The organism is Pseudomonas sp. NPDC077649 (assembly GCF_044542855.1).
Classification (GTDB): Bacteria; Pseudomonadota; Gammaproteobacteria; order Pseudomonadales; family Pseudomonadaceae; genus Aquipseudomonas.
The window spans coordinates 345,752-364,841 of sequence record NZ_JBITVF010000005.1; the positions used below are offsets into that span (position 1 = coordinate 345,752).

Consider the following 19,090-nt stretch of genomic DNA (forward strand, 5'->3'; position numbering starts at 1 on the left):
CCGCAGAACTGCCAGGACGCCGGGGCGCGTAAGCTGCGCCCTGGCTTGCTGTAGTAGTGGCCGCCGGTTGCCGGTAGACGATGCTTTCCGCCCAGTCGAGCGCGCCGCTGGCGTCCTCGGCCTGGAAGCGATGGTCGAACGACAGGCGCTGGCGCTCGTTGCTTTCGCGGGCGTCGTGTGAGCGGGGCAGGTGGCCGTGCCCTGGTTGATGCGGCTGTCGATGTCCTCTTCGCGCTCCAAGCGCTCGGCGGTCAGGCCCAGGCGGTGGCCGCCCTGCAGCTGCTGCAGCAGCTAGCAGGCGCTGTCCAGCGAGGCGCTGCTGGCGCTAGACCCGACCCTGCAGGTCGGCGGCCTCGGCTCGCGCGTGCCGGATGGGCTGGCGATGCTGGCCGCGGGCTTTTATCCTGCCAGCCAACCTCAGACCGCCGAAGCCCAGCGCCAGCCATGACTCCCACCCTTCAAGCACGCCCATTGTTCATCGCCCTGGGCCTGTTGCTCGCGCTCGCACTCTGGCTGTCGCTGGCCCTGGGGCCGGTCAGCCTGGCGCTGGGCGATACCCTGCGGGCGGCCTTGCGCCTGCTCGGTCTGCCCCTGGCCGGCGACGCGGCGGTCGAGCAGGCCGAGCTGATCCTGGCGCAGATCCGCATGCCGCGTACCCTGCTCGGGCTGGCGGTGGGCATGGTCCTGGCCTTGTGCGGGGTGGCCATGCAGGGCCTGTTCCGCAACCCGCTGGCCGATCCCGGCCTGGTCGGCGTGTCCAGCGGCGCGGCGCTGGGGGCGGCGCTCGCGATAGTCGGCGGCGCCGCGTTCGGCGGCCTGCCGGAGGCCTTCGCCCCCTATCTGCTGTCCGCTTGCGCCTTCGGCGGCGGCCTGCTGGTCACCGCCCTGGTCTACCGCCTGGGGCGGCGCGACGGGCAGACCAGCGTCGCCACCATGCTGCTGGCCGGCATCGCCCTCACCGCCCTGGCGGGGGCGGCCATCGGCCTGTTCACCTACCTGGCCGACGACGCCACCCTGCGCACCCTGACCTTCTGGAACCTGGGCAGCCTCAACGGCGCCAGCTACGCCCGGCTCTGGCCGCTGCTGCTGGCCACCGCGGCGGTGGCGCTGTGGTTGCCGCGTCGCGCGCGTGCCTTGAACGCGCTGCTGCTGGGCGAATCCGAGGCGCGCCACCTGGGCTTCGAGGTGGAGCGGCTCAAGCGTGAACTGGTGTTCTGCACCGCGCTGGGCGTCGGCGCCGCGGTGGCGGCGGCCGGCCTGATCGGCTTTATCGGTCTGGTGGTGCCGCACCTGATGCGCCTGCTGGTCGGCCCCGACCATCGTCTGCTGCTGCCGGCCTCGGCGCTGGCCGGCGCCAGCCTACTGTTGTTGGCCGACCTCGCCGCGCGCCTGGTGCTGGCGCCGGCCGAGCTGCCGATCGGCATCGTCACTGCGCTGATCGGCGCGCCGTTCTTCCTTTATCTGCTGGTGCGGGGGCGGAGCTGATGCTGCGGGCCGAACAACTGGAAGTCCGCCGCGGCCAGTGCGCCGTGCTCAGCGGCATCGACCTGCAGCTGCAGGCGGGCGAGGTGCTCGGCGTGCTCGGGCCCAACGGCGCCGGCAAGAGCACCCTGCTCGCCGCCCTGGCCGGCGAGCTGCCGCCCAGCGCCGGGCGGGTGAGCCTGGATCGGCGTCCGCTCGGCGACTGGCCGGGGGCGGAGCGCGCCAGGCGCCTGGCGGTGCTGCCGCAGAGCTCGAGCCTGAATTTCGCCTTTCGCGTCGAGGAGGTCGTCGCCATGGGCCGTCTGCCCCATGCCAGCGGCCGTGCGCGCGATGCGCAGATCGTCCAGGAAGCGCTGCGTGCGGCGGATGCCGCGCACCTGAGCGGACGCAGCTACCTGGCGCTGTCCGGCGGCGAGCGCCAGCGCGTGCACCTGGCGCGGGTGCTGGCGCAGCTGTGGCCGGGCGGGGCAGGGCAGATACTGCTGCTCGACGAGCCAACCTCGATGCTCGACCCGCTGCACCAGCACACCTGCCTGCAGGCCACCCGGCGTCTGGCCGAGGCCGGCGCCGCGGTGCTGGTGATCCTCCACGACCTCAACCTGGCCGCCCGTTATTGCGACCGCCTGCTGTTGCTGGAGCGGGGCAGGGCGCATGCCTTCGGCACGCCGGCCGAAGTGCTGCGCGCCGAGCCGCTGCAGGCGGTGTTCGGTCTGGAGGTGCTGGTGCAGACTCATCCCGAGCGCGGTCATCCGTTGATCGTGGCGCGCTGACGATTCAGGGGCATCCATGCGCATCCTTCTGCTCTGCTGTCTGGTTCTGGTCGCAGCCTGTCAGTCCCGCGAGGTGCTGCCGCCGCCTGCGCCCATCGCGCCGCTGGGGCGCGAGCACGCCGACCTCGGCCGTATCCTCGAGCTGGCCAGCGGTCGCTCGATCAGCCCGCAGCAGCTGGTCGAACGGCTGGCACGGGTCGAGCGGGTGCTGGTCGGCGAGCAGCATGACAATCCCGATCACCATGCGCTGCAGCTGTGGCTGTCACGCGAGCTGGCAAAACGGCGCCCGCAGGGCAGCGTGCTGCTGGAAATGCTCACGCCCGATCAGCAGGACAAGGTCGCCGCCGCCCAGGCCGCCGCCCGCGCCGCCCGCGCCGGTCGACTGCCCGACGACCCCTTCGGCGCGCTGAGCTGGCAGCCGGGCTGGGACTGGTCGTTGTACGGGCCGCTGGTGTTGCACCAGCTGCGCCAGCCCTATCCGTTGCTGGCGGCCAATCTGCAGCGCGCCGAGATTCTGCAGATCTACCGGCAGCGGCCGGCCCTGCAGGGCGAGCGCTCCGCGGCGGCGCAGGTGCAGGCCAGGCTGCTGGAGGCTATCCGCGAGTCGCATTGCCAACTGCTGCCGGACAGTCAGCTGCCGGCCATGCTCGCCGTGCAGCAGCAGCGCGACCGACGCATGGCCGAGGCGCTGCTGGCGGCGCCGCGGCCGAGCCTGCTGCTGGCCGGCGCCTTCCACGTGCGCAAGGATCTGGGCGTGCCGCTGCACCTGGCCGACCTCGGCGCCGGCGCGGGGCAGGCGGTGCTGATCCTCGCCGAGGTCGGCAAGCCGGTCAGCGCCGCGCAGGCCGACTACGCCTGGTTCACCGCGGCGCAGCCGCAGCAGGATCACTGCGCCAAACTGCGACCCTAGGACCTGTCGCCGAGTCACCTGGCTAGGACGTACTCGCCGCAGGCAGTAGGTCGTGACGGTCTGTGAGCAAGGCCAATGGCGGACTGTTCGCTGGCGCTCCCGAGCCCGCCCTACAGGCTTTTGCGCAGGCAAAAAAAGACCCGGCAAGAGCCGGGTCAATAACCGTGATTAGCCTGATGAGGAGATAGTCTGAAGAGTCCGACTGAATGGTCTCTTTAGCTTATCGGCTGATCTCGCGACCAGTTGAGTGGATAATAACAATTCTCATTTCATAGTCAACGGCTTTTTGAGAATATTTCTCAGCGCCTTTCCTGTGCCCAGAAAGGCAAAACCCCGACGCCTGGCCGGGGTTGGTGTGCCGCGCGCGGACTCAGGACGCAGCCGGCTGGCGCAGCTGGGTGACTTCCTTGTTGAGCAGGTCGATGCGCCGCGCCATGCTCTCGATCAGGCTGTGGGCGATGCGCGGGTTGCTCTGCATCAGGCTGAGGAATTGCTCCTTGGGAATCACCATCACCGTGCAGGGCTCGCTGGCCACCACCGTGGCGCTGCGCTTCTCGCGGGTGAACACGGCCATGGCGCCGAAGATCTCGTCCTTCTGCACGTCGCCGACCTTCTGCCCGTCGACGTAGGCCTCGGCGTGGCCCTCGATGATGATGAACACGTGATCGGCTTCGTCACCCTGGTGGATCAGTTCCTCGCCGGCGGCGAAGTGCTGGAAGCCGGTGGCCGGGCGAATCTCCGGCTGCTTCAGGCGCGCCAGGGCGTCGGAGAGCAGGGCGGTGTGGCCGATCAGGTAGTGGATGAACTGTTCCTGGCGCTGCTCGCTGGCGTAGATGTGCTGGAACACTTCGCTGCGCGAATAGGGAATCAGGCTGATCGGCTCCTCGCTGCTGTAGCGGCAGCTGGGCAGGTCGATGCCCTGGCGCAGGCCGACCAGGTCGCCTTCCTGCAGGTAGAACAGCGGCCGTTCGTCGACCACCGCGTGGAGCAGGCCATTCTCGATGATGAACAGCTGGTTGCCCGGCAGCACCTGGGCCAGGTCCTCGACCCGTTCCAGACGCAGCGGCGCACCGACGGCCTGTAGCCCTTCCAGCAGCTGCGTGGGGATGCTCTGCAGGCGGTTGATCAGCTGATCGGCGTAGGCCGGTTGCTCCCCGAGTAAATACATAACCGTAATTCCTTGAACTGGCTGGGCTGGCTGACCACACGAAGGTCCCTGAAACAATAGGCTGCGGCGCCTTGCGCGTAAATCCTCTCGCGCTGGGGTTGTGAGCTAGCTCTTGTTGTAGCTCTGGGCTTCGTCGAGGCGGCCGTTGAGTTCGGCCTTGTGCGCCGGCGGCAGCTCGTTCCAGTGCACGTCGAGCAGGGCGCCCTCGATGGCGTAGAGCAGCACCTTGGAGGCGCGAAAACCGCGGGCGCGCACCGCACGATAGGCGCCGACCGCGCCGTAGCGGCGCAGGTCGTTGGCGCTGTGGATGCCGACGGCGTGCAGCCATTGCGCCGAGGTCTTGCCCAGGTTTTTCAGGTGTTGCAGCTCGTCGTTCATCGGGCCTCCATGCGTGGCGTGAGGAAGAGGTTCACGTAGGCGTGCCTGCCAAGAAGTGTAGCGGCCAATTGACAGTGCGCCGCTCGCCTTCGTCGCCCCAGGCGGCGCGCAGCGCCGGCGTCAGTTCGGCCACCGGGTCGCGGCCGTGACGCTGTTCCCAGCGTTGCACCGCCGACCAGGTGCGCAGGTAGCCGAGCAGTTGTGCCAGGTCCCAGTGCGCCGAGAGGGCGAAGGGCGGCACTGGCAGGGGCTGCAGCGGCGCCTGGATATCGCGGTAGCCGGCATCGACGCTGCCGCGGCCCGTCGGCCAGCAGCCGGCCAGGGTGCTGGCGTAGAAGTGCTCGATCAGCGGATCGAGCCGCGCATCGATGCTCATCAGGCTGTAACACCAGGCGCAGAACAGCCCGCCAGGACGCAGCAGACGGGCGACTTCGGCGAAGAACGCGGCGTCGGCGAACCAGTGCAGGGCCTGGGCGACGACGATCAGGTCGACGCTGGCGTCGGCCAGCGGCTGCCTGCGCGCATCGGCTGCCAGCAGGTGCAGGCCGGCGGCCGGGGGCGTTTGCGCCAGCTGGGCGGCGCTGGCGTCGCAGGCCAGCACCCGTTCGAAGTGGCGCAGCAGGGGAAGGCTGGCCTGGCCGTTGCCGCAGGCGATATCCAGCGCCAGGCGCCGGCCCGGGCTGTGTGCGGCCAGCCAGTCGAACAGGGCGTCCGGGTAGGCTGGGCGGAAGCTGGCGTAGGCGTCGGCGCGCGCGCCGAACAGTTGGGCGACGTCGCTCATGTCACTTGCTGCGATAGCGCAGGCGGGTGCCGAAATTCACCGACATGAGAATTTCGTCCGCGCTCAGTTCGGCCGGAAAGTAGGCGCCGGAAATCTGCGCGTGGGCCAGGCTGGCCCCCTCCAGCTGGGCGTGGCGCAAATCCAGGCCGCGCAGGTCGGCGCCGCGGAAGTAGGCGTCGGTGAAGATCACCCCGGCGGCGTCCAGGCTGCGCAGGTCGAGCCCGCGAAAGTCGCCGCCGGACAGGTCGACGGCGACGTCCGTGGGTTTCTGGGCGTTGAAGGCGGCGATGTCGTCATTGCGCAGCAGGCGATAGAGCGGGTGGTCGAGCTGGCGTGGCTGGCTCATGGGGGCTACCGGTGGCGAGTTCACCGGCAGTATAGAAGCCGCGCCGCGCTTTGCCCGGCGCGGCGTGCCAACTTGTGGTGGGCGGGACTCAGAGCCCCGGCAGACGCTGGCGAATACGTTCCAGCAGGCTGTCCAGGCTGGCGCTGTCGTGGGTGTCGACGCGCTTGCTGTGGGCCAGCTCGTCGTCGTCGAGCGCCTCGCGCGTTGCCTGCTGCGCCTGGATCACCTCGAGGGTGGCGTCGGAGGGGTCGCGGCCCTCGCTCTGGCGCTGCGCCAGCCAGCCGGCGATCACCGCCTCGGGCGCCTGGCAGTCGAGGATCAGGAAGGGCGCGCCGGTCTGCTCGGCGACTTCGCTGGCGGCCCGGCGCTGCTCGGCCTTGAGGTAGGTGGCGTCGATCACTACCGGGAAGCCGGCCTGCAGCGTCTGGCGCGCCAGCTGGTGCAGGCGCGCGTAGGTGGCGGCGCTGGCGTCGGCGCTGTAGATGCCGTCCGCCAGTTGGCCCTGGTGGGTGGCGTCCTGCTCGCCGAACAGGCGCTTGCGCTCGACGTCGGAGCGCAGGCGGATGGTGCCCAGGGCCTCGACCAGGCGCAGCGCCACGTGACTCTTGCCGACGGCCGAGACGCCGTGGGTGATGGCCAGAAAGGGCGAGGGAATGGCGCTGTAGCTTTCCGCCAGGGCGGCGTAGGCGCGGTATTGGCGCAGGATCACCGCGCGCTGCACCGGGTCCTGCTCCTGGCCGAGGCGGAACAGCGCGACCTTGCCGCGCACCATGGCGCGGTAGGCCTTGTAGAAATTCAGCAACTGCAGCGCGGCATAGTCGCCGGTGCGCTCCAGCCAGGCGCTGACGAAGCGCCGCGACAGGCACTTGAGGCCGCGGTCTTCCAGGTCCATGGCGAGGAAGGCGGCGTCCGCGGTGACGTCGATCAGGCGGAACGGCTCGTTGAACTCGATGCAGTCGAACAGCACCACGCGGCCGTCGATCTGCGCGACGTTGCCCAGGTGGATGTCGCCGTGACACTCGCGAATGAAACCCTGCGCCTTACGCTCGGTCAGAAGCGGCTGCAGCCGCGCGTAGCTGGACTGCGCCCAGGCTTCGAGGGCATCGAGCTGCTGCAGATCGGCCTTGTCGCTGAGCAGCGGACGGATCTGCTCGAAGTTCTGCTGCACCGGTGCCATCACCGCCTCGGCCGTGCCCAGCGGGTGGTCCTGCGGCACCCGCGGCGCGCTCAGGTGGAAGGCGGCGATCTGCTCGGCGAGCGCGTCGATATGCGCATCGCCCAGCTCGCCGCGCGCCTGCACGGCGCTGAGCAGCTGCTCCTGGGGAAACTGGCGCATCTTCAGCGCGTATTCGATGGCAGGCGTGTCGCCGCCCAGCACCGGCGCCTCGGCGCTGCCGCCGATGGCCAGTACCTCCAGGTACAGGTCGTCGGTCAGGCGTTGGTTCAGGCGCAGTTCCTCCTCGCAGAAGTGCTTGCGCGCGGCGAGGTCGGTGAAATCGAGGAAACCGAAGTTGACCGGTTTTTTGATCTTGTAGGCATAAGGACCAGTGAGCAAAACCCAGGAAATGTGGGTCTCAATCAGTTGAAACCCCTCCACAGGATGCGGATACAGGGCCGGGTTCTGCAATGCGGCAATCAGGGCTTGGCTCACGTTCGATCCTTGTTATAGACGCTGTTCGAGGTCGGCATTATGGCCGCTGTGAGCTGCTCTGCAAACCGTCCGGGCGGCGCTGCTGGCCCCTATGTAAAGTGCGTATAATCCCGCCATGACTCGAAAACGCTCCCCCCGCTCAAGCAAGAAATCCCGTTCCACCGGTCTGCGTCCCTGGCTCGCCTGGGGGCTCAAGCTCGGTCTGGTCGGCCTGGTGATCCTCGCCGGTTTCGCCGTTTACCTCGATGCCGTGGTGCAGGAGAAATTCTCCGGCAAGCGTTGGACGGTGCCGGCCAAGGTCTACGCGCGGCCGCTGGAGCTGTTCGTCGGCCAGAAGCTGGGCAAGGACGACTTCCTGCGCGAGCTCGACGCCCTGGGTTACCGCCGCGAGAGCGTGGCCAACGGCCCGGGCGCGGTGTCGGTGGCCGGCAACAGCATCGAGCTGCACAGCCGCGGCTTCCAGTTCTACGAGGGCGTCGAACCCTCGCAACGGGTGCGCGTGCGCTTCTCCGGCGACTACGTGGCGGGCCTGACCCAGGCCGATGGCAGCAACCTGGCGGTGGCGCGGCTGGAGCCGCTGCTGATCGGCGGGCTGTACCCGGCGCATCAGGAAGACCGCATCCTGATCAAGCTGGACCAGGTGCCGGCCTACCTGATCGATGCGCTGGTGGCGGTCGAGGACCGCGACTATTTCGATCACTTCGGTGTCTCGCCCAAGGGCATCGCCCGCGCCATGTGGATCAACGCCACCTCGGGGCGCCTGGTGCAGGGCGGCAGTACCCTGACCCAGCAGTTGGTGAAGAACTTCTACCTGACCAACGAACGCACCCTGGTGCGCAAGGCCACCGAAGCGATGATGGCGGTGCTGCTGGAGCTGCACTACGACAAGCGCGAGATCCTCGAAGCCTACATGAACGAGGTGTTCCTCGGTCAGGACGGCCAGCGCGCGGTGCATGGCTTCGGCCTGGCCAGTCAGTACTTCTTCAGCCAGCCGGTCGCCGAGCTGAAGCTGGAGCAGGTCGCGCTGCTGGTCGGCATGGTCAAGGGACCGACCTTCTACAACCCGCGGCGCAACCCCGAACGCGCGCTGGAACGACGCAACCTGGTGCTCGACCTGCTCGCCGAGCAAGGGTCGATCACCGTCGAGGAAGCCGCCGCCGCCAAGCAGAAACCCCTGGGCGTGACCGCGCGCGGCAGCATGGCCGACAGCACCTTCCCGGCCTTCCTCGACCTGGTCAAGCGCCAGCTGCGCGAGGACTACCGCGAGCAGGATCTGACCGAAGAGGGTCTGCGCATCTTCACCAGTTTCGACCCCATCCTCCAGCTCAAGGCCGAGGAGGCGCTGGCCGAGACCCTCAAGCGCCTGGCCGGGCGCAAGGGGGTGGACGAGGTGCAGGCCGGCATGGTGGTGACCAACCCGGAAACCGGCGAGGTACAGGCCCTGATCGGCAGCCGCCAGCCGCGCTTCGCCGGCTTCAACCGCGCCCTCGATGCGCTGCGGCCGATCGGCTCGCTGATCAAGCCGGCGATCTATCTGTCGGCGCTGGAGCGACCCAGCCAGTACACCCTGACCAGCTGGCTGCGGGACGAACCGTTCTCCATCAAGGGCCAGGACGGCCAGGTGTGGAAGCCGCAGAACTATGACCGCAAGGCCCACGGCACCATCTACCTGTACCAGGGGCTGGCGCAGTCCTACAACCTGTCCACGGCCAAGCTCGGCCTGGAAATCGGCGTGCCCAATGTGCTCAAGACCCTCGAGCGACTGGGCGTCGAGCGCCAGTGGCCGGCCTATCCGTCGATGCTGCTGGGCGCCGGCGCGCTGACCCCGATGGAAGTGGCGAACATGTACCAGACCCTGGCCAACGGCGGCTTCAACACGCCGTTGCGCGGCATTCGCAGCGTGCTCACCGCCGACGGCGAGCCGCTCGGCCGCTACCCCTTCCAGATCCAGCAGCGTTTCGATCCGGGCGCCATCTACCTGGTGCAGAACGCCATGCAGCGCACCATGAGCGAAGGCACCGGGCGTTCGGTGTACAGCCAGCTGCCCCGCTCGCTGACCCTGGCCGGCAAGACCGGCACCAGTAACGATTCGCGCGACAGCTGGTTCGCCGGCTTCAGCCAGGACCTGCTGGCGGTGGTCTGGCTGGGGCGTGACGACAACGGCCCGACTCCGCTGACCGGGGCCACCGGCGCCCTGCAGGTGTGGGCCGGCTTCATGCGCAAGGCCGACCCGCTGCCGCTGGACATGCCGATGCCGGACAACGTCACCCAGGCCTGGGTCGACGGCTACAGCGGTCAGGGTTCGGCTTCGGGCTGCCCGAATGCGGTGCAGATGCCTTATATTCGCGGCAGCGAGCCGGCCCCCGGGCCTGCCTGCGGCATCCAGGCGCCGGTCGAGTCGGTGATGGACTGGGTGCGCGGCTGGCTGAACTGAGGGTCGGACAGATCCGGCGTTTTCTGAAGAGGATTGCATGTGAACAACAAGTGGCTTGCCGCGATGCTGGCAACGACGGTGCTGGGCGGTTGCAGTACGGTGCCGCACGGCTCGATTCCGGTCATTGACGCCGGTGCTCCGCTGTCGTCCGGCAGCGTCGGCGGCGCATCCCCTGGCCCGGCGGCCGCGCCGCAGCGTATCGAAGAGGATTCCGGAGTGGTGGTCATGGTCCCGCAGGGCGTCGTCTCGGCCCCGCTGCAGACCAGCCCGCAGCCCATTACCTCCAGTGGCGGGCTGACCTTCGACCCGCCGCCGGTCAGCCAGCCGGCGGTGCCGGCCCAGGGCGGTTTCAGCGCGCCCGCACCGAGCATGCCCAGCGGTATTCCCAGCGGCGGCGGCTTGGCTGCAGACGAACAGCTCGACGGCCCGGTGCTGGCGCTGTTGACCACGGCCCAGCAGCAGCAGGGCAGTGGCGACCTCAACGGCGCGTCCTCCAGTCTGGAGCGTGCCCAGCGCATCGCCCCGCGCGAGCCGCAGGTGCTCTATCGCCTGGCCGAGGTGCGTCTGGCCCAGGGCGATGCGGCGCAGGCCGAGCAGTTCGCCCGCCGCGGCCTGACCTACGCCAGTGGTCGTCCGGCCTTACAGGCCAGCCTGTGGAACCTGATCGCCCAGGCGCGGGAGCGTCAGGGCGACCCGGCCGGCGCCGCGCAGGCGCGCGAACGGGCGCGGGTGAGTCTCTGATGGAGGCCCGCGTCGCGTTGTTGGCCGAGCAATTGTTGCTGATCGAGCGTGAGTTGCGTCTGCTCGGCTGGTGGGATGAGCAGGCGCCCAGCGCCGAAGCCCTGGCCAGCCAGGAGCCGTTCTGCGTCGACAGCCTGACTTTCGAGCAGTGGCTGCAGTGGATCTTCCTGCCGCGTATGAAGCAGCTGCTCGAGGCCAACGCCGCGCTGCCGTCGGTGTCGGGGATTCAGGTCATGGCCGAGATGGTCTATCGCGAACAGCCGGGCGTTGCGCGCCGGCTGCTGGAATTGTTGGGCGAGTTCGATCGCCTGCTGACAGCTGCGCCCTGACGGGCGCGCTCGGGAAGGGTCAGTTGCAGTTTTCCGCTATGGACTTCTTCAGCTCGGCGATGCGCTCCTGACGCTCGTTCTCGTCGATGCGGCGCACTTCGCCTTCTTCCTCGATGCGCAGGCGCGGATTGTTCTCCAGTTGCGCCAGGTTGGTGCGGGCGTTCTCGCAGTACTGCTTGCGCTCCGCCTCCTTGGCGGCAATCTGCTGCTTGACCTTCTTGTCGATAGCCGCCTGTTCCGGGTCGAGCAGTTCCTCGACGCTGGGCGCGGGCTCGGCCGGCGCCTGGCGCGGCGGCGGGGCGGAGGTGCTGATCGCGGTGGCGGGCTGGCCCTGCGGCGGCTGCGCGCTGAAGTGGGTCACGCCCTGCGCATCTACCCACTTGTAGACCTGGCTGGCCATGGCGGTTGCGCTCAGGGCAAGCATCAAACTGCCAGTAAGAATCATGTGGCGCATGCGGTTTCCTTTCTCAAAAGCTGCGGTGCTGCCGGTTACTATAACCAAAAGCCAGCAATCTTCATCCTGCGCTGCGTCACAGCGGTGGCTCGAATAATCGGTTACACATCGCTTGACTTGCCTCCGCCGAACCCGAACAATCCAGCCTTCCCCGCAGTGGAGTCCGCCGCAAGCGTCCTCCAGCTCGGGGCAAAGAGGCGCTACCCGCGCCGAACCGTGACACCCGCAACGCGTTACCTCGCGCTGGGAGGGTCAGCCCCGCAAGACCATGGGCTGCTCCGTTACTCGTCAAGCTGATGTTCCGAATCCACGATCACCGTCGTGCATGTCCGCTGACAGTAAGACCTACTTAGGGCTACCCGTTGTCGGGTGGCATACTGGCGTTCAAGAGGTGAATAACGTGGAGCTTTTATCCGGCGCTGAAATGGTCGTCCGCTTCCTGCGTGACGAAGGCGTTAAGCACATCTACGGGTACCCTGGTGGTGCTCTCCTGCATATCTACGATGCCCTGTTCAAAGAACCGGAAGTGACCCACATCCTGGTTCGTCACGAACAGGCAGCGACCCATATGGCCGACGGCTATGCCCGCGCCACCGGCAAGGCCGGCGTGGTGCTGGTGACCTCCGGCCCCGGTGCGACCAATGCCATCACCGGCATCGCCACCGCCTACATGGACTCCATCCCGATGGTGGTGATCTCCGGCCAGGTGCCGAGCGCCATGGTCGGCACCGATGCCTTCCAGGAAACCGACATGATCGGTATCTCCCGGCCCATCGTGAAACACAGCTTCATGATCAAGCACCCTTCGGAAATTCCCGAAGTGATGAAGAAGGCCTTCTATCTCGCCGAATCCGGCCGTCCCGGCCCGGTGGTGGTGGACATTCCCAAGGACATGACCAACCCGGCCGAGAAGTTCGAGTACGTCTATCCGAAGAAGGTCAAGCTGCGCTCCTACAGCCCAGCCGTGCGCGGTCATTCCGGGCAGATTCGCAAGGCCGCCGAGATGCTCCTGGCCGCCAAGCGTCCGGTGATGTACTCCGGTGGCGGGGTGATCATGGGCGGCGCCGCGGCGCCGTTGACCGAGCTGGCGCAGATGCTCAACCTGCCGGTGACCAACACCCTGATGGGCCTGGGCGGCTATCCGGGCACCGACCGCCAGTTCCTCGGCATGCTCGGCATGCACGGCAGCTACACAGCCAACCTGGCGATGCACCATGCCGACGTGATTCTCGCCGTCGGCGCGCGCTTCGACGACCGGGTGATCAACGGTCCGGCCAAGTTCTGCCCGAACGCCAAGATCATCCACATCGACATCGATCCGGCCTCGATCTCCAAGACCATCAAGGCCGACATCCCGATCGTCGGTCCGGTGGACAGCGTATTGACCGAGATGGTCGCCATCCTCAAGGAAATCGGCGAAACCCCGAACAAGGACAACGTCGCCAGCTGGTGGAAGCAGATCGACGAGTGGCGCGGCAGCGGTCGCCTGTTCCCCTACAACGAGGGCGACGGCTCGATCATCAAGCCGCAGACCGTGATCGAAACCCTGTGCGAAGTGACCCGCGGCGATGCCTTCGTCACCTCCGATGTCGGCCAGCACCAGATGTTCGCGGCGCAGTACTACCGCTTCAACAAGCCCAATCGCTGGATCAACTCCGGCGGCCTGGGCACCATGGGCTTCGGCTTCCCGGCCGCCATGGGCGTCAAGCTGAACTTCCCGGAGGCCGATGTGGCCTGCGTCACCGGCGAGGGCAGCATCCAGATGAACATTCAGGAGCTGTCGACCTGCCTGCAGTACGACCTGCCGGTGAAGATCGTCAACCTCAACAACGGTGCGTTGGGCATGGTCCGCCAGTGGCAGGACATGCAGTACAACAGCCGCTACTCGCACTCCTACATGGAGTCGCTGCCGGACTTCGTCAAGCTGGCCGAGGCCTATGGTCACGTGGGCATGCGCATCACCCAGCTCAAGGACCTCAAGCCCAAGCTGGAAGAAGCCTTCGCCCTGAAGAACCGCCTGGTGTTCCTCGACATCGCGGTGGACGACAGCGAGCACGTCTATCCGATGCAGATCAGAGACGGTGCCATGCGCGACATGTGGCTGAGCAAGACGGAGCGGACCTAAGATGCGACACATCATCTCCCTGCTGATGGAAAACGAGCCGGGCGCACTGTCCCGCGTGGTCGGTCTGTTCTCCCAGCGCAACTACAACATCGAAAGCCTGACCGTGGCGCCGACCGAGGACCCGACCCTGTCGCGTCTGACGCTGACCACCATCGGTCATGACGAGGTGATCGAGCAAATCACTAAGAACCTCAACAAGCTGGTCGAGGTGGTCAAGCTGGTCAACCTGTCGGAGAGCGCCCATATCGAGCGCGAGCTGATGCTGGTCAAGATCAAGGCCACCGGCGCCCAGCGCGCCGAGGTCAAGCGCACCACCGACATCTTCCGTGGACAGATCGTCGACGTGACCAGCAGCGTCTACACCGTGCAGCTGGCCGGCACCAGCGACAAGCTCGACAGCTTCATTCAGGCCATCGGCACCGCGTCGATCCTGGAGACTGTGCGCAGTGGCGTCACCGGTATCGCCCGCGGCGACAAGGTACTGAGTATCTGACTGCCGCGTTGAGAAAAGCCCCGCCTGGTGCGGGGCTTTTTATTGCCTGGATTTACTGCTGGCGGTTCCAGAAGGCCGCGATCAGCGGGTCCTTGAGGCGTTTTTCCAGGGCGAATAGACCAATGTCGTAGGCGGTCAACGGCGGCTGGATATCGTAGATGCGGATGCGCGCGGTCAGGGGGCTGTTGTCGAGCACGATCTGCGGCACCACGCCGATACCGAAGCCCAGGCTGACCATGCTGACGATGGCTTCGTTGCCGCTCACCTGGGCATAGATCCGCGGTTTGATGTTGTGGCTTTTCAGCCAGCGGTCGGTGCGGGTGCGGGCCAGGCCCTCCTCCGAGAGAATCATCGGCACGTCCTTCCAGCTCTCCGCGGTAGGCTGCCTAAGCTGTTCCTCGTTCAATAGCTGGGGCGACTGCGGGCCGATAAAGCGCAGCGCGGAGCGAGTGATCGGCTGGAACTCGATGCCGGCCGGCAGGTGGTCGGGGCGGGCGCCGATGGCGAGATCCTCCAGCCCCTGCTGCACGCGTTCGACGGCGGTTGCCGGGTCGCCGGTGTGCAGCTTCATTTCGATGCGCGGGTAGTCCAGACGGAAGCTGCTGAGGATGTCGTAGAGGAAGCTGTAGCTGGCCGTGACCGAGCAGTACAGGGACAGTTCGCCGTGCAGGATCAGCTGATCCTGCTTGAACCTCTGGCGAATGGCCTGCCAGCCGTTGATGACCTCGCTGGCATACTCGCGAAATTGTTGCCCCTCGCGGGTCAGGCGGACCGAGCGGTTGTCGCGCAGGAACAGCGTTGCGCCGAGTTCGTCTTCGAGTTGCTTGATGCTGCGACTGAGTGCGGAAGGGCTGACGTGCTGCTCGCGGCTGGTTTTGCCGAAGTGCAGGTTGTCGGCCAGGGACAGAAAGAGCCTGAGTGCGTGACTATCCATAACTGTTTCATATATCGGCATGTTGTATTGCAAATATATCATTTTACGCAATGGGGCGGATCACTTAAGGTGCCTCTGTCGCGGTGCTTGCACCCCCATTCCTTTCGATTCAAAGAGCCAAGACCATGAAAGTTTATTACGACAAAGATTGCGACCTCTCGATCATCCAGGGCAAGAAAGTCGCCGTTATCGGCTACGGTTCCCAGGGCCACGCCCAGGCGTGCAACCTGAAGGACTCCGGTGTCGACGTCACCATCGGTCTGCGCAAAGGCTCCGCTACCGTTGCCAAGGCCGAAGCCCATGGCCTGAAAGTCACCGACGTGGCCACCGCCGTTGCCAATGCCGACCTGGTGATGATCCTCACCCCGGACGAGTTCCAGGGCCGCCTGTACAAGGAAGAGATCGAGCCGAACATCAAGAAGGGCGCCACCCTGGCCTTCTCCCACGGTTTCTCGATCCACTACAACCAGGTCGTACCGCGTGCCGACCTCGACGTGATCATGATCGCGCCGAAGGCCCCGGGCCACACCGTGCGCTCCGAGTTCGTCAAGGGCGGCGGCATCCCTGACCTGATCGCCATCTACCAGGACGCCTCCGGCAACGCCAAGAACGTCGCCCTGTCCTACGCCTGCGGCGTCGGCGGCGGCCGTACCGGCATCATCGAAACCACCTTTAAGGACGAGACCGAAACCGACCTGTTCGGCGAGCAGGCCGTGCTCTGTGGCGGTTGCGTCGAGCTGGTCAAGGCCGGTTTCGATACCCTGGTCGAAGCCGGTTACGCGCCGGAAATGGCCTACTTCGAGTGCCTGCACGAGCTGAAGCTGATCGTCGACCTGATGTTCGAAGGCGGCATCGCCAACATGAACTACTCGATCTCCAACAACGCCGAGTACGGCGAGTACGTCACCGGTCCGGAAGTGATCAACGAGCAGTCGCGCGAAGCCATGCGCAACGCGCTCAAGCGCATCCAGAACGGCGAGTACGCCAAGATGTTCATCAGCGAAGGCGCTACCAACTACCCGTCGATGACCGCCTACCGCCGCAACAATGCCGCGCACGGCATCGAAGTGGTCGGCGAGAAGCTGCGCGCGATGATGCCGTGGATCTCCGCCAACAAGATCGTCGACAAGACCAAGAACTAAGGTCTGCGATGTGCGAAAGAACGCGGCTCGATGCCGCGTTTTTTCATTCTGCGGCAAGGCTTCTGGTATAAAGCCTGGGCGTTGAGCGGTGCCCGTGAGGGCGCGCGGTGCGCCATTCTTCAAATCAGTTGCAAGGTGTTGTTCATGAGTGAAGGTCACGAAGAGCCGAAGCGGGGCGCCGACGAAGTCGAAAGCCTGCTGCCGATCGATGAGCATGTGGAGGAGGGTCAGGACGCCGAGGGGCGTAAGGTGCGTCATCGCGGCATCTACCTGCTGCCCAACCTGTTCACCACGGCCAACCTGTTCGCCGGTTTCTACGCCATCATCAATGCGATGAACGGCAACTTCTACGTCGCCGCGGCGGCGGTGTTCGTCGCCATGGTGCTCGACAGCCTGGATGGTCGCGTCGCTCGCCTGACCAACACGCAGAGCGCCTTCGGCGCCGAGTACGATTCGCTGTCCGACATGGTCGCCTTCGGCGTCGCCCCGGCCCTGCTGGCCTTCGAGTGGGCGCTGGGCAGCATGGGCAAGGTCGGCTGGATGGTCGCCTTCATCTATGTCGCCGGCGCGGCGCTGCGCCTGGCGCGCTTCAACACGCAGATCGGCAGCGTCGACAAGCGCTACTTCATCGGCCTGGCCAGCCCGGCCGCAGCCGGCGTGGTGGCCGGTACGGTTTGGGCCTTCAGCGACTTCGGCATCAAGGGCTCGAACATGGCCTTCGCCGTGGCGGTGCTGGTGGCGGCGGCCGGCATGCTGATGGTCAGCAACATCAAGTACTACAGTTTCAAGGATCTCGATCTGAAGGGGCGCGTTCCCTTCGTCGCCATCCTCGCGGTGGTGCTGGTGTTCGCCGTGGTGTTCAGCGACCCGCCGCGTATCCTGCTGATCATCTTCCTCGCCTATGCGGCCTCCGGCCCCATTCAATATTTGTTGCAACTGCGCCGCCGCAAGACTGTGGACTGATGTAATAAAACCTCGGCTCCGCGGTCTATTGGCCCGTCACCTGCCTTTGCCGCGGAGCCATCATGCTGATTCGAATTCCTCCCGCTTCTGCCGCTTCCGAGTCCGAGGTCACCCCAGAAGCCGTTTACCTCTCCCGGCGCCGGTTCATGGGCGGCAGTCTCGGCCTGGCCTCGCTCGCCGCCTTGCCCGCGCTATCCTTCGCCGACGGCGGTCGTTACGCCGATGTGGAGGCGGTCGACGAGCCGGCCTGGTTCAAGGCCAAGCTTGAGAGCGTGCGCTGGCAGGCGGTTACCGCCGGCGACGAAGCCATCACGCCGTACAAGGATGCTTCGCGCTACAACAACTTCTACGAGTTCGGCCCCAATAAGGGCGACCCGGTGCGGCATGCCGCGCAGTTCAAGGTCGAGCCCTGGACGGTGCTCATCGATGGCGAGGTCGGCAAGCCCGGGCGCTACGACATGGCGGCGCTGGCCGAACCGCAGCAGTTGGAGGAGCGCATCTATCGGCTGCGCTGCGTCGAGGCTTGGTCGATGGTCATTCCCTGGCTGGGTTTTCCCCTGGCGGATCTGCTCAGCCAGGCCGAACCCACCAGCCAGGCCAAGTACGTGCGTTTCGAGACCCTGGTCGACGCCGAGCGCATGGTCGGCCAACGCTCCGGATTTTCCCTGATCGATTGGCCCTACGTCGAAGGCCTGCGTCTGGACGAGGCCATGCATCCGCTGGCCTTCATGGCGGTGGGCATGTACGGGCGCACGCTGCCGGCGCAGAACGGCGCGCCGTTGCGCCTGGTGGTGCCCTGGAAATACGGGTTCAAGAGCATCAAGTCCATCGTGCGCATCAGCCTGGTGCGGGACGAGCCGGTCAATACCTGGCAGGCGCTGGCACCCAATGAGTATGGCTTCTACGCCAACGTCAACCCGCAGGTGGACCATCCGCGCTGGTCGCAGGCGCAGGAGCGGCGTCTGCCGAGCAGCCTGTTCAGCCCCAATGTGATGAAGACCCGGCTGTTCAACGGCTACGACGAAGTCGCCGGCCTCTATAGCGACCTCGATCTAAGGAAGTACTACTGATGCGTTATGTCGGGTGGCGGAGCGCGGTATTCATGGCGGCCTTGGCGGTGCCGCTCTACTGGCTGTACCAGGCCTGGATCTTTGCCCTGGGCGCCGACCCAGGCAAGACGCTGGTCGATTATCTGGGGCTGGGCGCCCTGGTCCTGCTGTTGCTCACCCTGTCGATGACACCGCTGCAGCGTCTCAGCGGATGGGGTGGTTGGATTGCCGTGCGCCGGCAGCTTGGCCTCTGGTGCTTTACCTATGCCGTGCTGCATCTGTCGGCCTATGCGGTGTTCCTGGTGGGGCTGGATGTCGAGCAGTTGCTGGTCGATCTGCGTAAGCGGCCCTATATCATCGTCGGCATGCTGACCTTTATCGGTTTGCTGATGCTGGCTCTGACCTCCAATAGGTTCAGCATTCGCCGGCTCGGCAAGCGCTGGAAGGCGCTGCACCGGCTGGTTTATCCGATTCTGCTGCTGGCGCTGCTGCATATGCTCTGGGTCGTGCGCGCCGATCTGGGCGAGTGGCTGCTATATGCCGTGATCGGCGCCTTCCTCTTGCTGCTGCGTTTCCCGCCGGTATCTGCGGCTTGGCAGGGCTTTGGGCAGTGGCTGCGCAGCACTTTGCGCAGGAGTCCAATAAAAGCTTGACGCGTTTTCCTCAGGCGGTAGAATACGCGCCACTTCAGTGCTGAAGCTCTTCTAAAACCTCTTGTTAATCAATAGGTTGGTTTTAAAAGAGGGGTTGCAAAGCTGAATCTGGTGTGTAGAATGCGCGCCGGTCGACAGGGTGGTGGTTGGATCCTGTCGGTGCTTCGGTCGAATGGATCGAAAGCGGTAAAAGAGGTGGTTGACAGCGGTTTTGAACGCTGTAGAATGCGCCTCCCGCTGACGAGAAGATGTTCGGATCGAAGGCGCAAGCGGTTGAGTAGAAAAGA

At 66.0% G+C, this 19,090-nt stretch carries 20 protein-coding genes; 12 read left to right on the forward strand and 8 right to left on the reverse strand.

The features are described from left to right. The first annotated feature begins 444 nt into the window (after positions 1 to 444). From ACIGFL_RS17455 to ACIGFL_RS17465, 3 genes are read left to right on the forward strand one after another with little or no spacing between them, the layout of a single operon-like run. The gene (locus ACIGFL_RS17455) at positions 445 to 1,485 is read left to right on the forward strand and encodes a FecCD family ABC transporter permease (protein WP_397497990.1); all 1,041 of its coding nucleotides are present in this window, start codon (positions 445 to 447) and stop codon (positions 1,483 to 1,485) included. Beyond that, positions 1,485 to 2,252 (forward strand): heme ABC transporter ATP-binding protein, encoded by a 768-nt coding sequence (locus ACIGFL_RS17460; RefSeq protein WP_397497991.1) that lies wholly within the window; start codon positions 1,485 to 1,487, stop codon positions 2,250 to 2,252. The genes ACIGFL_RS17455 and ACIGFL_RS17460 overlap by 1 nt, the downstream gene beginning before the upstream one ends. Before the next feature lie 16 nt (positions 2,253 to 2,268). Further along, positions 2,269 to 3,162: a ChaN family lipoprotein gene (locus ACIGFL_RS17465; protein ID WP_397497992.1), complete on the forward strand. Its 894-nt coding sequence runs from the start codon at positions 2,269 to 2,271 to the stop codon at positions 3,160 to 3,162. A 370-nt stretch (positions 3,163 to 3,532) separates the two neighbouring features. On the opposite strand, the gene ACIGFL_RS17470 is transcribed toward ACIGFL_RS17465, so the two are convergent. The 5 genes from ACIGFL_RS17470 to ACIGFL_RS17490 all read right to left on the reverse strand — a co-directional run bounded on the left by ACIGFL_RS17470 (position 3,533) and on the right by ACIGFL_RS17490 (position 7,486). Further along, positions 3,533 to 4,330, reverse strand: coding sequence for a cyclic nucleotide-binding domain-containing protein (locus ACIGFL_RS17470; protein ID WP_021445780.1), 798 nt, complete (start codon positions 4,328 to 4,330; stop codon positions 3,533 to 3,535). A 105-nt stretch (positions 4,331 to 4,435) separates the two neighbouring features. Next, the gene (locus ACIGFL_RS17475; protein WP_021445779.1) at positions 4,436 to 4,708 is read right to left on the reverse strand and encodes a TfoX/Sxy family protein; all 273 of its coding nucleotides are present in this window, start codon (positions 4,706 to 4,708) and stop codon (positions 4,436 to 4,438) included. A gap of 31 nt (positions 4,709 to 4,739) precedes the next feature. Then, a complete protein-coding gene (locus tag ACIGFL_RS17480; RefSeq protein ID WP_021445778.1) occupies positions 4,740 to 5,489 on the reverse strand; it encodes a class I SAM-dependent methyltransferase in 750 nt (249 codons plus the stop codon). A 1-nt stretch (position 5,490) separates the two neighbouring features. Then, positions 5,491 to 5,835, reverse strand: a complete 345-nt coding sequence (locus ACIGFL_RS17485) for a pentapeptide repeat-containing protein (RefSeq protein WP_397497993.1) — start codon at positions 5,833 to 5,835, stop codon at positions 5,491 to 5,493. Between the two features lie 88 nt (positions 5,836 to 5,923). Then, positions 5,924 to 7,486: an AAA family ATPase gene (locus tag ACIGFL_RS17490; RefSeq protein ID WP_397497994.1), complete on the reverse strand. Its 1,563-nt coding sequence runs from the start codon at positions 7,484 to 7,486 to the stop codon at positions 5,924 to 5,926. 115 nt (positions 7,487 to 7,601) lie between these two features. On the opposite strand from ACIGFL_RS17490, the gene mrcB reads away from it, so the two are divergent. The 3 genes from mrcB to ACIGFL_RS17505 all read left to right on the forward strand — a co-directional run bounded on the left by mrcB (position 7,602) and on the right by ACIGFL_RS17505 (position 10,990). After that, positions 7,602 to 9,920 (forward strand): penicillin-binding protein 1B, encoded by a 2,319-nt coding sequence (gene mrcB, locus ACIGFL_RS17495; protein ID WP_397497995.1) that lies wholly within the window; start codon positions 7,602 to 7,604, stop codon positions 9,918 to 9,920. Positions 9,921 to 9,983: 63 nt separating this feature from the next. After that, a complete protein-coding gene (locus ACIGFL_RS17500; protein ID WP_397498002.1) occupies positions 9,984 to 10,661 on the forward strand; it encodes a tetratricopeptide repeat protein in 678 nt (225 codons plus the stop codon). Next, positions 10,661 to 10,990 carry a YqcC family protein gene (locus tag ACIGFL_RS17505; protein WP_122110186.1) on the forward strand — a complete coding sequence of 110 codons (330 nt, stop codon included), beginning with the start codon at positions 10,661 to 10,663 and terminating at the stop codon, positions 10,988 to 10,990. The genes ACIGFL_RS17500 and ACIGFL_RS17505 overlap by 1 nt, the downstream gene beginning before the upstream one ends. Before the next feature lie 19 nt (positions 10,991 to 11,009). On the opposite strand, the gene ACIGFL_RS17510 is transcribed toward ACIGFL_RS17505, so the two are convergent. Beyond that, positions 11,010 to 11,444 (reverse strand): DUF4124 domain-containing protein, encoded by a 435-nt coding sequence (locus ACIGFL_RS17510; protein WP_021445772.1) that lies wholly within the window; start codon positions 11,442 to 11,444, stop codon positions 11,010 to 11,012. A 400-nt stretch (positions 11,445 to 11,844) separates the two neighbouring features. Between ACIGFL_RS17510 and ACIGFL_RS17515 the strand changes: the two genes are divergently transcribed. Further along, positions 11,845 to 13,569, forward strand: coding sequence for an acetolactate synthase 3 large subunit (locus ACIGFL_RS17515; protein WP_397497996.1), 1,725 nt, complete (start codon positions 11,845 to 11,847; stop codon positions 13,567 to 13,569). Position 13,570: 1 nt separating this feature from the next. After that, positions 13,571 to 14,062 carry an acetolactate synthase small subunit gene (gene ilvN, locus ACIGFL_RS17520; protein ID WP_021445770.1) on the forward strand — a complete coding sequence of 164 codons (492 nt, stop codon included), beginning with the start codon at positions 13,571 to 13,573 and terminating at the stop codon, positions 14,060 to 14,062. Between the two features lie 52 nt (positions 14,063 to 14,114). Here ilvN and ilvY read toward each other — a convergent pair whose 3' ends face one another. Next, positions 14,115 to 14,996, reverse strand: a complete 882-nt coding sequence (ilvY, locus tag ACIGFL_RS17525; protein WP_122110187.1) for an HTH-type transcriptional activator IlvY — start codon at positions 14,994 to 14,996, stop codon at positions 14,115 to 14,117. A 125-nt stretch (positions 14,997 to 15,121) separates the two neighbouring features. On the opposite strand from ilvY, the gene ilvC reads away from it, so the two are divergent. The 4 genes from ilvC (at position 15,122) to msrQ (ending at position 18,803) form a co-directional block, all read left to right on the forward strand. Beyond that, positions 15,122 to 16,138: a ketol-acid reductoisomerase gene (ilvC, locus tag ACIGFL_RS17530; protein WP_021445768.1), complete on the forward strand. Its 1,017-nt coding sequence runs from the start codon at positions 15,122 to 15,124 to the stop codon at positions 16,136 to 16,138. Between the two features lie 144 nt (positions 16,139 to 16,282). Next, a complete protein-coding gene (gene pssA / locus ACIGFL_RS17535) occupies positions 16,283 to 17,101 on the forward strand; it encodes a CDP-diacylglycerol--serine O-phosphatidyltransferase (protein ID WP_021445767.1) in 819 nt (272 codons plus the stop codon). A 62-nt stretch (positions 17,102 to 17,163) separates the two neighbouring features. Next, positions 17,164 to 18,171, forward strand: a complete 1,008-nt coding sequence (gene msrP, locus ACIGFL_RS17540; RefSeq protein ID WP_397497997.1) for a protein-methionine-sulfoxide reductase catalytic subunit MsrP — start codon at positions 17,164 to 17,166, stop codon at positions 18,169 to 18,171. Further along, positions 18,171 to 18,803 (forward strand): protein-methionine-sulfoxide reductase heme-binding subunit MsrQ, encoded by a 633-nt coding sequence (msrQ, locus tag ACIGFL_RS17545; protein ID WP_021445765.1) that lies wholly within the window; start codon positions 18,171 to 18,173, stop codon positions 18,801 to 18,803. The genes msrP and msrQ overlap by 1 nt, the downstream gene beginning before the upstream one ends. Positions 18,804 to 18,885: 82 nt before the next feature. Here the strand turns inward: msrQ and ACIGFL_RS17550 are convergent. Then, on the reverse strand, positions 18,886 to 19,090 hold a 205-nt coding region (locus ACIGFL_RS17550), incomplete at its 5' end, for a hypothetical protein (RefSeq protein WP_397497998.1).

What these genes read in the sequence shown, in the direction of transcription:
- ACIGFL_RS17455 (WP_397497990.1), top strand. Translation starts at nt 445, where the DNA reads ATGACTCCCACCCTTCAAGCACGCCCATTGTTCATCGCCCTGGGCCTG.
- ACIGFL_RS17460 (WP_397497991.1), top strand. Translation starts at nt 1,485, where the DNA reads ATGCTGCGGGCCGAACAACTGGAAGTCCGCCGCGGCCAGTGCGCCGTG.
- ACIGFL_RS17465 (WP_397497992.1), top strand. Translation starts at nt 2,269, where the DNA reads ATGCGCATCCTTCTGCTCTGCTGTCTGGTTCTGGTCGCAGCCTGTCAG.
- ACIGFL_RS17470 (WP_021445780.1), bottom strand. Translation starts at nt 4,330, where the DNA reads ATGTATTTACTCGGGGAGCAACCGGCCTACGCCGATCAGCTGATCAAC.
- ACIGFL_RS17475 (WP_021445779.1), bottom strand. Translation starts at nt 4,708, where the DNA reads ATGAACGACGAGCTGCAACACCTGAAAAACCTGGGCAAGACCTCGGCG.
- ACIGFL_RS17480 (WP_021445778.1), bottom strand. Translation starts at nt 5,489, where the DNA reads ATGAGCGACGTCGCCCAACTGTTCGGCGCGCGCGCCGACGCCTACGCC.
- ACIGFL_RS17485 (WP_397497993.1), bottom strand. Translation starts at nt 5,835, where the DNA reads ATGAGCCAGCCACGCCAGCTCGACCACCCGCTCTATCGCCTGCTGCGC.
- mrcB (WP_397497995.1), top strand. Translation starts at nt 7,602, where the DNA reads ATGACTCGAAAACGCTCCCCCCGCTCAAGCAAGAAATCCCGTTCCACC.
- ACIGFL_RS17500 (WP_397498002.1), top strand. Translation starts at nt 9,984, where the DNA reads ATGCTGGCAACGACGGTGCTGGGCGGTTGCAGTACGGTGCCGCACGGC.
- ACIGFL_RS17505 (WP_122110186.1), top strand. Translation starts at nt 10,661, where the DNA reads ATGGAGGCCCGCGTCGCGTTGTTGGCCGAGCAATTGTTGCTGATCGAG.
- ACIGFL_RS17510 (WP_021445772.1), bottom strand. Translation starts at nt 11,444, where the DNA reads ATGCGCCACATGATTCTTACTGGCAGTTTGATGCTTGCCCTGAGCGCA.
- ilvN (WP_021445770.1), top strand. Translation starts at nt 13,571, where the DNA reads ATGCGACACATCATCTCCCTGCTGATGGAAAACGAGCCGGGCGCACTG.
- ilvY (WP_122110187.1), bottom strand. Translation starts at nt 14,996, where the DNA reads ATGGATAGTCACGCACTCAGGCTCTTTCTGTCCCTGGCCGACAACCTG.
- ilvC (WP_021445768.1), top strand. Translation starts at nt 15,122, where the DNA reads ATGAAAGTTTATTACGACAAAGATTGCGACCTCTCGATCATCCAGGGC.
- pssA (WP_021445767.1), top strand. Translation starts at nt 16,283, where the DNA reads ATGAGTGAAGGTCACGAAGAGCCGAAGCGGGGCGCCGACGAAGTCGAA.
- msrP (WP_397497997.1), top strand. Translation starts at nt 17,164, where the DNA reads ATGCTGATTCGAATTCCTCCCGCTTCTGCCGCTTCCGAGTCCGAGGTC.
- msrQ (WP_021445765.1), top strand. Translation starts at nt 18,171, where the DNA reads ATGCGTTATGTCGGGTGGCGGAGCGCGGTATTCATGGCGGCCTTGGCG.